Consider the following 12,679-nt stretch of genomic DNA (forward strand, 5'->3'; position numbering starts at 1 on the left):
GTATGTCTTTGTTTATATACAAAGTCCCCATAAAGGCGCACAGTCGGCATATCGTCCTTTCATTAACGGCGCGCGACGACAGGGGGTTGGCATCTCTCGCCCACTAGGGAGATACCTATGCACCATTTACATCCGCCGCCGGAAGACAAACTTCATCACGATGACGCACCGCCAGTCGACGCCGTATTCGCACCTGATGAACTGGGTCGGCTTCAGGAGATGTTCGAGGCGGCAAGGCAAGCTTGCAGGATTTTCGGTGATGACGGCAGCTCCGAGGCACTAGGTCGCGCGGTGATCCGTCTATACAAAAACGGAGTGCGAAAACCTACTGTGGCGGCCAGTATGCTCGTGAGGGCGTTTGGAAAGCCAACGGCCGTAGCAATCCCGTGATTCCATTCCACTACACGTAGGTTAAGCCGTCGCATTCGCCGCGCGACGGCTTTTCGTCTTGACTCCGCAATGCATGGACTGATGGCAAGGTATCGATTGTTGATCAGTCCGAAGCATGCGACGGACTTTGGGCTTACTTCATCAGCCCCGCAGCGCGGAGTGCGTCTTCGATGATTTTCTGAATACCCACGGGCTGCGCGTCCGCCGAACCATGTTGACGTCGATTTGACCGATCCGTCTCGTTTGCATCGGCGAGCGCTCCAGGCATGAGAATCTCGCCCGTGTGGACGTAGTCCTCCGACGGAGTGTCTGCTGTATCGTCCCGACGACGGTGCGCAGCGTCTACAAGGCCCCAAAACGTTGCAATCTGTAGTGTGGAGGATATGCCGGATTCCAGCATGTAGGGACCGGCTTTTCCGTAACCGTCTGGGCCGCCGGTTGCTAAAGGCGTGCCATGGCCCATGCCATGGATTGCGTAGGATTCGATGAGCACCCGTCCGTCCGCGCCATGCCAGACTTTGCGCAGATACCTCTCTTCACTCTCGCAGACGTAGTCTGTTGCCTGGACACCGTGCAGTCCTGCCCATTGGCGGATGATGGTCTCCATATTCGATGCGTCGACAATGCTGTCGGCAGTTCCGTGCCAAACGGAAATCGTCGGCCACTTTCCCTGGTAGGGGGACGCACTGCGAACAAGTTTCTGCAGTTCGGTTTCGCTCGGCCCGCCATGGCCACGCATGCGATCGAATGCTTCCGGCATGGTCGTCGCGCTGCCATAGGGCAATCCCGCGATGATGGCACCGCCAGCAAAGATATCAGGATAGCTGGCCAACATCACTGATGACATCGCACCACCCGCTGAAAGTCCGACTATGAAAATGCGGCTTCGGTCCAATCCGTATCTCTTCCCCATGGTCTCGATCATCTGGCGGATCGAAAGGGCTTCGCCTGCGTCGCGTTTTGCATCGCCCGGCACAAACCAGTTGAAGCAGAGGTTGGGATTGTTCGCCCGCTGTTGCTCGGGGAAGAGCAGTGCAAATCCATATCGCTCAGCCAGAACCGACCAACCGGAGCCGTCATCGTACGCGGCCGCGCTTTGCGTGCAGCCGTGCAAGACAACCACGAGCGGCGCGCCCGAGACGAGATTTTCTGGAATGAATGTCCTCGCTCTCAGGGCTCCGGGATTGGAGCCGGTTGTGTTCATATCTTTCAGACGGTCACGAGGGGAACGAAGTTTCCCCTGACCATACGCAGCTTTGAGTGTGGCAAGGCGGGCAATGGTGTCCGATAGATTTCTCATTTCAGAGCATCCTTATGTTGCAATGGCCAACGCGATGCTGACACCGCCCAACGCATCTATACGCGAATGGTTGCTGCACTGCACAAAAGAATTGGGCGTCCAGTGATGGGGCCAGAAGACCATCGATTTTCTGTGCGGCGCGACGACAGATGTTTATTTTAGCTACACCGGAACTATCCAACCATCGACGGGTTGTGTCTGCGTATCCCCAACAACAATAAATGGAGAAACCCCATGACCGAAAAACGGTTGGAAGACCTGTTCCTCGATACGCTGAAGGACATCTACTACGCCGAGCGAAAAATTCTGAAGGCCCTGCCGAAGATGGCAAAAGGCGCTCAGTCCCCTGAGCTGAAGGCGGCTTTCGAGAAACATCGCGAGGAAACAGAAGGCCAGATCGACCGTCTGCAGCAGGTTTTCGAAATCCTCGGCAAGCGTCCGCAGGCCAAAACCTGTCCGGCCATCGAAGGGATTCTGGAAGAGGGCGAAGAAATCCTCGAGGAATACCAGGGGACACCCGCGTTGGACGCCGGTCTCGTATCATCCGCGCAGGCTGTCGAACACTACGAGATGGCACGTTACGGCACGCTCAAGCGTTGGGCTGAAACGCTCGGAATGAAGGACGCAGCAACTCTTTTGGGCGCAACTCTCGATGAGGAAACAAAGACCGACAAGGCTTTGAGCGTCCTCGCGGTGGCATCCGCTAATCAGAAAGCTAAGGCTGCCTGACCTAGCATGACACAGGCCACCCGGTTCGTCGGGTGGTCGTCTCTCTTCGTATCTTTCTTCTTCATGGCGCATCGCTCAAGCTAAATGAACGCTCGCCCATCGGACCGAAGATGACCGCCAACGCGACAGCGATTCAGGGTAGAGCTAAGGTCGACGCGGAAAAGACTGAGATTCGCGATTGCGTCATCATCGGCGGCGGACCCGCAGGACTGACGGCGGCAATCTACCTAGCGCGCTTCCATCTTTCGGTGACAGTGTTCGACGACAACACCAGCCGCGCCGCGAGCATCCCGATATCACATAACCTAGCGGGGTTCCCCGACGGCATCAGTGGTGCGGAACTGCTGGCCAGAATGCGGGCGCAAGCGGCCAAGTACGGGGCCGAAACGTGTCTTGACAGGGTAACCGAACTCCAGAATGGGGACGGGACCTATGTCGTGTCGTCGAGCACAGGTAACATCCTGGCGAGGGCAGTCCTCATCGCTACCGGCGTCGTCAATCGAAGACCCTCAATTCCGTCCACTCAACACGACGAGGCGGTCGCTCGTGGGCTCCTTCGATACTGTCCCGTCTGTGACGGGTTCGAGGTCACGGACAAGACCGTCGCGGTCCTTGGGGCTGGATCAAATGGATTCCAGGAGGCAGTTTTTCTAAGGAGTTTTACAAAAGACCTGACCCTGGTGTCACCCGAAAGGCTGGACGGGCTTTCTCGGCAGCAAAGGGCTCGGCTGGTGGAGCTTGGTATCGCGATCAAACAGGGTCCGTTGACATCGATCCATCTGGAGCAAGAGGCGATCCGCATCACCACCGAAACGGGGAGCCTTGTGTTTGCGTCAGTATACGCCGCGCTGGGATCGGACATTCGATCGGAGCTGGCAGCAGGGATTGGTGCACGTAAGTCAGACGACGGATGCGTTCTGGTCGACAACCATCAGAGGACGACAGTACCAGGTCTCTACGCAGCAGGAGATGTCGTGATTGGACTGGATCAGATCAGTGCCGCGATGGGGCAGGCAGGCGTGGCTGCCACGACGATCAGAAATGATCTATGCAAGATCACCACTCTTGTCCGCCGCTAGCCTCAGGGCACGCCAAGCAGATGGTTGCCGCATGTTGCGACAGGCATACACCTTTCCCACAACGCCTCGCTTCGTGACGGGAGCTTAACGTCAAGAACTTCGATAGGTTTAACTTCCACCAATGGCAGTCGTCCAGCCAGTCCTGCGACGGTCTGCTTTCGGGCAGCCGCCAAGCTGGTCCCTAAGGCCGACATGGGGCGCGCTGCAGACAGAATGGGACCCACGCAGGTTTGGAAACTCACTTCTGCCTTAATGCGTCGAGGACCACCCTGAACGCTGCGGAGGATTGCCGGCTGCTCGGGTAATAGAGGTGGTACCCCGGATACGAGGGGCACCAATCGGATAGCACTTGGACCAGCCGTCCCGCTTCGATGTCGGGTATCGCGAGGCCGTCAGGCACGAAGCCGAAACCGTAGCCGCTGATCGCTGCGTTCAAGATTTGCCTGATGCCATTGCAGATGACCTGACCGTCCACCCTCAGTTCCTCACCGTCCTTTTCGAACTCCCAGGCATAGGTTCCGCCATGTGTCGGTAGCCTGAGATTGATGCATTGATGCGCCGTGAGTTCCTGTGGTGATGAAGGAATACCATGTTTCTCGATGTAGTCCGGGCTGCCGACGACGATCATCCGTTGGTAAGGACTGATGCACACGGAAATCATGCCTTGCGAAACAATCGCTCCAAGCCGGACGCCTGCATCGAACCGTTCAGCGACGATGTCTGCCAAGCCGTAGTCGACGATGAACTCGACTTTGATGTCCGGATACTTCGCGGCCGTCACCGATTGCCCATGCAGTCCTCGCCAACTTTAATGTTGGGGTATTCCACTACGCTTCGTTCACACTCAGCGATGGCCTTAAAGTTCGGTTAGCGAAAAACCCTCGATCGGATTGAAGTTCGGGCCGCCGCAGATATGTATCTATTGTTATGGCTCGGCAAACCTGCAACAACCCATCCGTGCCATCCTGACTGTCCATATACGTGCATTGCAATTCACTCACGCTGACGTCGAGAGAAGGATGCCTTGTCATGCGCCGGATAAACAGAAACACTTTCCTACTATCTTCGGCCATCTTCATCGCCGCGACGACTTCCGCTCTGGCGCAGGAGCGTCACGCCTACTTCGGCCAGACCCACCAACATACGAGCTGGTCGTTGGATGCTTACATCATCGGAAACACGGTGACAGGGCCGGAAGAGGCCTACCAGTATTCTATGGGCCACACCATCAAGCATCCGGCCGGCTTCGACGTGAAGATCAAGACACCCCTCGACTTTCAGGGGGTGACCGATCACTCGGAATATGTCGGTGTTGTCAGGCTCGCTAACGACCCCACGTCTCCGGTCAGCAAGCTGCCGATCGCCGCGAAGCTAAAGGTGACCAAAGATAATCCTGCCACGAAGATTTTCTCGTTTCTCGCGGACAGCATAGCCAGCGGCAAGCCGCTCTCCGAACTGGTGAACCCCGAGCTCACGGGTTCTATCTGGAAGGAGAACGTCGCCATCGCGGACAAATACAACAAGCCTGGCCAGTTCACCGCCTTCTGTTCGTACGAGTGGACGTCAATGCCCAGTAACCAGAACATGCATCGAAACGTCTTCTTCAAGGACTGCGCGAAGGTTCCGCCCGCGCCGTTCTCGGCTCTCGAGTCTGACCATCCTGAAGACCTCTGGACCTGGATGGACGGGCAGAGGAAGGCCGGAAACGAGGTGCTGGCCATCTCCCACAACGCGAACCTGTCGAACGGCATCATGTTTCCCGCCGATGTCGACAGCAAGGGCAATCCGCTCGACGCCGCCTGGGCGCAGCAGCGCATGACCAACGAGCCGTTGACGGAACTCAAGCAGGCAAAGGGCGCATCCGAAACCCATCCGGACTTATCGCCGAATGACGAGTTCGCCAACTTCGAGATCATGAACTACCTGATCGGTATCGATAACAGTACGGCTAAGATTCACGGCAGCTATGCCCGTGAAGCCTACGAGAACGGTTTGGCCCTGCAGGCGACCCGCGGCTACAACCCCTACAAGTTCGGCGTAGTCGGCGCGGGGGACTCGCACAACACGGTCACGGCCTATTCGCAGTCGAACTTCTTTGGCGATCATGGCTTGGTCGACGCGACCCCTGCCGCTAGACTGGCGGGTACGGTCGCTTCGGGTATGAATGTCCTCCAGACCGGGACATCCGGGCTGACCGTTGTCTGGGCAGAACAGAACACCCGCGACTCCATCTTCAACGCCATGCAGCGCAAGGAGGTCTACGCCACCAGCGGTGTGCGCATCCAAGCACGGATGTTCGGCGGCTGGGACTACGACAGGGGCGTTCTCGCCAATGCAGATTGGGCGAAGACCGCCTATACCAGCGGTGTTCCGATGGGCGGCGATCTTCCCGCCGCTGACGACAAGGTTCCTTCCTTTATCGTGTCGGCGGTGAAAGACCCCGACGACGGCAATCTCGATCGCATCCAGATCGTCAAGGGCTGGACCAAGCAGGGACAGATTTTCGAAAAGATATTCGACGTCGCCTGGGCTGGAAACCGCCAGCCCGATCCGGTCACCGGGAAACTGCCACCTATTGGAAGCACGGTCGATATCACAAAGGCGACCTACACCAACGACATCGGCGCGGTGGAACTGAAGGCTGTATGGGCGGACCCGGAGTTCGACCCCAGCCTGCACGCCTTCTACTACTCGCGTGTTCTCCAAATTCCGACACCGCGCTGGAGCACATATGACGCCGCCAAGCTCGGCATACTTCCGCCCAGCAGCGTGGCAGCGACGGTTCAGGAGCGCGCGTGGACGTCGCCGATCTGGTACACGCCGACGCCTGCTGCCGTCGCCAAGGCGGAGCGCGGCCTGACCGTCGAAGATTTGACCAAGGCGGGAGCTGTCGCGCTCACTGACGATGAATTGAAGAAACTCGTCGTCGGCAAGACGGCCAAAGTTCGCAATAGGGTGACCGACAAGAGTTTCGATGTTCTGTTTGGCGAGCACGGACAGCGCGTCATCACCGAGTTGAACGGTGGCGCGCCTAGCGCGGACGACGTCCTGCAGATCATGCATCCGAGCACATCAGGCTCGACTGCCGACTACGCCATCAAGAATGGCCACATCATCACGACGATCGACGGGAGCCCATTCGAGCTCACCGTCTACAAGTCGGGTGACAAGTACGTTGCCTCCAGAAGCAATGAATTCGGCTACGCCAACTATGAAATCCAGGCCGTCATTCAGTAAACGGAGGCAGTCGCTATGGAACTGTTTCCCATCGCACCTGATGCTAGCCATGTGCGGACAACGGAGCCGGCGAAGAGCAGGTGGCGGAGAGCACTCGGCGAACCGCTGCTTCACTTCCTTGTCGTGGGTGTGATCCTGTTCGGTGCATACCACCTGCTGACGCCGACACAGGAAGAGGTGGCGAATACGAACCAGATTGTACTGACGAAGGACGACCTGAGGCAACTGGCTATCAGTTGGCTGGCGCAGGGACGCTCGTCCCCGACACCCGACCAAATACGCGGTCTTGTCGACCAGAAGGTGACACAGGAAATCCTCTTCCGGGAGGCCATAGCCCTCGGACTTGACCGCGACGACGAGGTGGTCAAGCGTAGGCTGGCGCAGAAGATGGACTTCCTCGCCTCGGATGTTGCCTCGATGCAGGAACCGACGGATGCCGACCTGAAGGCATGGTTCGACAAGAACGCGGAGACCTTCGCGCTCCCCGCGCATGCGACCTTCCGCCATTACTACTTCTCGACGGACCGACACGGGAAGCGTACCGAGGAGGTCGCGGCGGCAGCTCTAGCTCTCGTAGGAGGCAAATCACCCGGCTCCAGTGGAGTTGCTACGGTCGGCGACCCCTTTATGTTCCAGAACCACTATGGCGACGCGACTCCCGGCCAGATGGCGAAGGAATTCGGGCCCGAATTCTCCAAGGCGCTGTTCCAGCTTTCAGCAGGCAAGTGGGTTGGTCCCGTTAAATCCGGGTACGGATGGCATCTCGTCTGGATCGACTCAATCGAGCCGGGACGCATCCCGACCTATGCAGAGGTGATGCCCAACGTAAAGGCCGGCTGGATTCAGGACCAATATCAAGAGATAAAGCGCAGCTCCCTGGAGGAAATGCGATCCCGCTACTCGGTTGTCGTACCGCCTATCGAAGCTGCTGATTTTCAGGACCTGAAGGTACCGCCCGGATACAATCTGGGGCTTGAGGTGTCGGCACAATGAGCTTGCAGCGAATATTGGCCACGTTTTTCATGGCTGTCATTGCGGGCTTCCTGGCGCTGGCCGGGGCCGCCACCGCTCACGAGATTCGCCCCGCCTATCTGCAGATCGATGAGCTAGGCGCAAACCGCTACAAGATCGTCTGGCGCACTCCCATGCTTTCGGGGATGCGTCTTCCGGTCGCCCTGCGGTTTCCGGATAGCGTTCGCAATGTGACGACCGCCGAGCGCGAAATTCCGGACTCGTTTGTGGAGACGCGCGTCATAGAAACGGCGGGCGGAACCCTCTCTGGAAAGCGTGTGGAATTCGTCGGTCTTCAGGCGACCATCACCGATGTCCTCGTACGGGTCCACATGTTGGATGGGGCGGTCACAATCACGATGATCCATCCTTCGCAGCCGTGGGTCGACGTCGCCTCCCGGCCGGAACGCATCGCCGTGGTTAAGACATTCATCATTCATGGCATCGAACACATCCTGTTCGGTTACGACCACCTGATCTTCGTCCTCGCGTTGATGTTCATCGCGCGTAGCTGGCGGGCGTTGTTGTTAACGGTGACGGCGTTCACTGCGGCGCATTCCATCACGCTGACGCTGGCGACCCTCGGGTTCGTGCATGTGCCAGGACCACCCGTGGAGGCGGCAATCGCCTTCAGCATTCTTTTGCTCGCCTGCGAGATCATTCGCATTCAGAAAGGTCAAACCAGCCTCACGGCGCAGCAGCCCTGGCTGGTCGCTTTTGCGTTCGGCTTGCTGCATGGATTAGGTTTTGCCGGCGCACTAGCAGATTTAGCTCTTCCGTCAGGGGATATCCCGCTTGCTTTGCTGTTCTTTAATATCGGTGTCGAGGTCGGACAATTGATGTTTATCGCTGCGGTGATTGCACTGGTCGGACTTGTAAGACTGGTGCCATATCCGCCCTCTGCTGGCCGCCGGGCGTTCTTGGCTGCGACCTACATGATCGGCACCATGGCGTCCTTCTGGTTCATCGAGCGCTTGTCCGCGTTCTAAGAAGCGTCTCAATGTCTGCAACTGGCCCAAGCCGGACTCTGACGCGTCGTCATTTGATGAACAGTTAGTAGATTTTGGCACTGATGGCCGCCACTCTCCGTAGCGAAAACCGATTCGCGGAAACAATGCGGACAGAGTAGAGTGCAGGTAGCACCTACCTTTCTCGACCATAGACTGCATGAGAATGCGAACCATCTGCGATACGAGGTATCGGCGACGGTGAGCAGTTGGAAACATGTTCAGGGGGACGAAATGCGAGTTCGGATTGACGCCCTTGGTGTAAGCATTGCCCTCGGACTATTAACGACGGGGGCTTTCGGCCAGAATCAACCGGCTGCCGTGCAGCCTGACAAGATGGCAGCCGAAGGCTACGAGACTGACGCTGGTGTTTTGAAAGGTGTAGCGACTGGCGGCTCGCCCATGGGGCGTTGGAAAGAAGGGCTGACCTTCGACGGTGTCGCACCAATGCCCTGGCTGAAGAGCGCTTCGAATTGGTTTCCAAAGACCGAAGAAGTCCAGGCGGACGAAGTTCGCGTGACATTCATGGGCAGTTCACCGTTGCCACGGCCCGGACAAATGGGAACCTCGGTTTACGTCGAGCTTGGAAACGGCGACAACTTCATTTTCGACATGGGCCCGGGCTCGATCGCCAACTATCTGGCGGCAGGCGTGCCGCTCAATCGGCTGAACGATATCTTTCTAACCCATTTGCACTGGGACCACGTTGCCACGGTACCGTATGTCTACATGTTCGGCGCTTGGTCCGGCCGCTGGCACGAGCCATTGCGCATCACCGGCCCATCTGGCGCAAAGCCCGAGTATGGCGTCCGCTACATGATGGATCGAATGAAGGAGATGCTGACTTGGCATCGCGCTAGCTTTGACACCTCGCCCATCGGCAAAGGCTTCGACATGGAAGTCAGTGAGTTCGATTTTCGCGACGATGGCGGTGTGGCTTATGAGAAGAATGGCGTTAAAGTCACGCATTGGCGTCAATCGCATACCGAGGACGGAGCATCAGCCTATCGGCTCGACTGGAACGGCATGTGCGTCGCCTTCACTGGCGATGGTCGTCCCAACTCGCTCACCATCAAATACGCCAAGGGCTGTGACGTGGTCGTCACCGAGGTACAAGTCGAGCTAGTAGCGATCAGTTCTACCGTGATGGGCGTACTGCCTGTGATTGCCCGAAATACAATCGACTCGGCGCACAACCCCGGCTATGCGGCAGGATACCTTTTCAATGAGTTGAAGCCGCGCATGGCGATGACGACCCATATGAGCTACGACCCCTATTCAAACGCCGAACTTCTTTCCCAAATTCGTTATCACTACAAAGGGCCTTTCCATTTTGGAGCGCCTGACATGGTGGTGGTCAACCTGACCAAGGACAAGGTCTGGGTAAGAGACGGCATCGTTCCGGACTTCCCAAGCTCCTCGCCGCCGAAGTTCGATATTGCAGCGATGGGGGGATTAGTTATCCCCGCGCCGCACACGAAGCGTCAAGACATCCAGGAGCAGTCGATTCGGGACGCTGAGATTGCGCCAGAAGTCTATTACCCGAAAGGCTACCAGCCAGAGTTAATACCGTTCTGGCCAACCAGTAAGTCGATATTCATTCCGGCCGATAAGGTCCCGTCCGGTTTGTGGTTGAAAGGCGGGCCCGCCGAAACTAACAAGCCTTAAAGGTTCAATTTTGGCCATGTAATTCGAGTTTGGCCATGTAATTCGAGGCACCGATATAGTAAGTGAACGGCCGCATTTGGCCCAAAGCAGACACCGAAATCTTAGGCGAGTGAACATTCATGCGGAGGCATGAATCCGTATCTCGGCGGTCGGCGACCGACGGGAAAAGCGCTGCAATGCCGCGTTCGCCGCGGCCCGATCCGACAGAAGCTGTCGGATCGGCATTGCAGGTGGATACCGCTGGCTGCGAGCATTTGTGTCGCTAATTCAACGCGCGCATTTTGATCCTACTTGACCGCTTCGAATTCACCCGGCTTCCAGGTCTTGTCGAACCACGGCTTCAGCGGACCATAAAGGCGCAGAAGCACATTCCACCCCTTGCCGGGAACGGTTTGCACCCAGTTGGCCTCGTGACCTTCCGGCGCTGTCGGGCCAAACCAGACATCCACTGAAGAGTCTGCATTGACGACTAGGTCCTTCTTGTCGCTGCCTATGCTCGGGAATTGCTGGTCGGTCTGCAGCATCGAGCGGGTTTGGTTGTCATAGACGACGAACGACCAGAAGTCCTTCGCCGGGATGTTGGGCGGCAGGTGAACCTTGTAGGTCTTGCTGCCGTCTAGGGGCTTCCGCTCGCTGTCGGTTGTCGCCCCCGCGTATTGTGAGCCGATGCCAACACGCTTTATCGCCATAGCCGGGGTGATGCCCGTCGCGTAGTAGTGAAACAGCACCCGCGCATCGAGGTAGCGAACGCCGGGCTGAAGAAGGAATTCGTAACTGCCGCCGACAAAACCGGTGAACCACGCACTATTGGGATAGTAGTATGCGTCCTTCATCCGCGTATTGAAGGTGATCGTGCGAGCCGTTGCGTTGCCGACAGCCACCGCTTCGGTCATGATCTTCTTCATGCGTTCGTCAGGGGCGAACGGCTTGCCCTTTTCGATGCCGATGGCCGCAAGTTGCCCCAGCACCTCCGGATGATACGCCTCGTTCGGCTCGTACTGAACGATGTGGTTCACTTCTTCGTAGAAGTGGAAATCGTTGGAATGGATTGTGTTGAATTCCTTGCCGCTGATGTTGGTAAACTTCATTGCCGGCGGATTGTCGGCCTCCGACAGAGGGTACACCTTGGCAAACTTCTTGGTGTTTTCGACGGCGATCTTCGTGCTGCCGTCTTCAAGGAAGCCTCGCCAGAAAAACAGGTTGCCGTAAGTCGCACTGCGAAGCACGAAATAGCCTTCCGGTATCTCGCCCTTGTAACCGGGGGGCAGGAGCAAATACTTACCGCCCTTGCCGCGATCCGGACCGGCATTTCCGACGTCCCCGACATATTCAAACCAGTGCGTATCAATCATGCCCAGGATGTTCGGCGGCGTTTCGATCACCAGCGGCCCCGCTTTGGTGTCGAGCCACATCAAGTTGTAGATGCTCTCGGTGTTGCCGGTGAGAAACAGCGAACGCGAGTCCATCAGGTCTTCGAAGATAAGGATCGTCTGGTTGTTATCCGCGCCCTGGCTGGCAATGCCAACCCGTATCGCTTCGGCCGACGCACCCGGCATGGCATTGAGAAAGGCTTCGACACCGCGCATGAAGTCGAGGTTGTCGTAGAGTTTCTCGGAGGTGGCCTTGTCCGGGAAACCATCGTTGAATTTCAGCGTCCCAAGCCGCGTTTCGACACTTTCCGGAGTGATGATGGAGTCCGGTATCGGCGTCGTCATTTTCATCTTCGGTGCTGTCTGGGCGTGAGCAATTCCGGCAAGAAATACTAGCGCCGAAGCCGCGCTGAGCAGGTCTTTCATCGATAGACACATCATATCGCTCCATATTCAGGGTGAAATTCTGCGGCCGCGCCGATCTCGTTGTCTGTGCAACTTCCATGCGAAGTTCTTTTGAGTCAATTGCATAGATAGTCGACTTGTCCCGTCTTACTCAGCGGCCGTTCATTCGCACCGCCTAATGACCACCTTTACCGCAATCAAGCCGTCCAGCCCTGTCACTGGCGATGTCTGCTTTTGGGCTGCGGCCAAGCTGGTCTCTTCGGCCGACTTGAAGGCGCAACGCGGTCATTCGCGCCAAGATCGCCTAATGTCCGCTCAGGGCCAATCCGAGACCTTGGCGGTAAGAGCTCTGATATCCGCATTTCGTGTTAGCTCTGCCGGGAGCGGGCAGTCCGCTTCCGTGAAGAGTTTCGGGCGCCGCGAGGCGTACGAAAGTCCCCGAGGAAGGAACCCGCGGACCCCAGTCGAAGGCTATGGAGATTT

General features: G+C 57.4%; 9 protein-coding genes. 6 read left to right on the top strand and 3 right to left on the bottom strand.

Annotated elements, in window-relative coordinates:
- Positions 1-523: 523 nt before the first annotated feature.
- Complete coding sequence (locus GGQ64_RS27145; RefSeq protein ID WP_183808428.1) at positions 524-1,690, bottom strand: extracellular catalytic domain type 1 short-chain-length polyhydroxyalkanoate depolymerase; 1,167 nt, start codon at positions 1,688-1,690, stop codon at positions 524-526.
- A gap of 234 nt (positions 1,691-1,924) precedes the next feature.
- Between GGQ64_RS27145 and GGQ64_RS27150 the strand changes: the two genes are divergently transcribed.
- Together GGQ64_RS27150 and GGQ64_RS27155 are read left to right on the top strand one after the other, a co-directional pair.
- A complete protein-coding gene (locus GGQ64_RS27150) occupies positions 1,925-2,419 on the top strand; it encodes a YciE/YciF ferroxidase family protein (RefSeq protein WP_183808429.1) in 495 nt (164 codons plus the stop codon).
- Between the two features lie 110 nt (positions 2,420-2,529).
- Positions 2,530-3,498 carry an NAD(P)/FAD-dependent oxidoreductase gene (locus tag GGQ64_RS27155; RefSeq protein WP_183808430.1) on the top strand — a complete coding sequence of 323 codons (969 nt, stop codon included), beginning with the start codon at positions 2,530-2,532 and terminating at the stop codon, positions 3,496-3,498.
- Positions 3,499-3,736: 238 nt separating this feature from the next.
- On the opposite strand, the gene GGQ64_RS27160 is transcribed toward GGQ64_RS27155, so the two are convergent.
- Entirely contained in the window at positions 3,737-4,279 is a 543-nt protein-coding gene (locus GGQ64_RS27160) for a LysR substrate-binding domain-containing protein (RefSeq protein WP_343059596.1), read from the bottom strand.
- A 248-nt stretch (positions 4,280-4,527) separates the two neighbouring features.
- Between GGQ64_RS27160 and GGQ64_RS27165 the strand changes: the two genes are divergently transcribed.
- The 4 genes from GGQ64_RS27165 to gntH all read left to right on the top strand — a co-directional run bounded on the left by GGQ64_RS27165 (position 4,528) and on the right by gntH (position 10,421).
- Positions 4,528-6,735 (top strand): DUF3604 domain-containing protein, encoded by a 2,208-nt coding sequence (locus tag GGQ64_RS27165; RefSeq protein WP_183808431.1) that lies wholly within the window; start codon positions 4,528-4,530, stop codon positions 6,733-6,735.
- Positions 6,736-6,750: 15 nt separating this feature from the next.
- Entirely contained in the window at positions 6,751-7,728 is a 978-nt protein-coding gene (locus tag GGQ64_RS27170; protein WP_183808432.1) for a peptidyl-prolyl cis-trans isomerase, read from the top strand.
- A gap of 29 nt (positions 7,729-7,757) precedes the next feature.
- Positions 7,758-8,735 (top strand): HupE/UreJ family protein, encoded by a 978-nt coding sequence (locus GGQ64_RS27175; protein WP_343059597.1) that lies wholly within the window; start codon positions 7,758-7,760, stop codon positions 8,733-8,735.
- A gap of 252 nt (positions 8,736-8,987) precedes the next feature.
- Complete coding sequence (gene gntH, locus GGQ64_RS27180; RefSeq protein WP_183808434.1) at positions 8,988-10,421, top strand: guanitoxin biosynthesis MBL fold metallo-hydrolase GntH; 1,434 nt, start codon at positions 8,988-8,990, stop codon at positions 10,419-10,421.
- 287 nt (positions 10,422-10,708) lie between these two features.
- Here gntH and GGQ64_RS27185 read toward each other — a convergent pair whose 3' ends face one another.
- Positions 10,709-12,217, bottom strand: a complete 1,509-nt coding sequence (locus tag GGQ64_RS27185) for a DUF1254 domain-containing protein (RefSeq protein ID WP_246422980.1) — start codon at positions 12,215-12,217, stop codon at positions 10,709-10,711.
- Between the last annotated feature and the right edge of the window lie 462 nt (positions 12,218-12,679).

It is taken from the genome of Mycoplana azooxidifex, from assembly GCF_014196765.1.
GTDB classification, from domain to species: Bacteria; Pseudomonadota; Alphaproteobacteria; order Rhizobiales; family Rhizobiaceae; genus Mycoplana; species Mycoplana azooxidifex.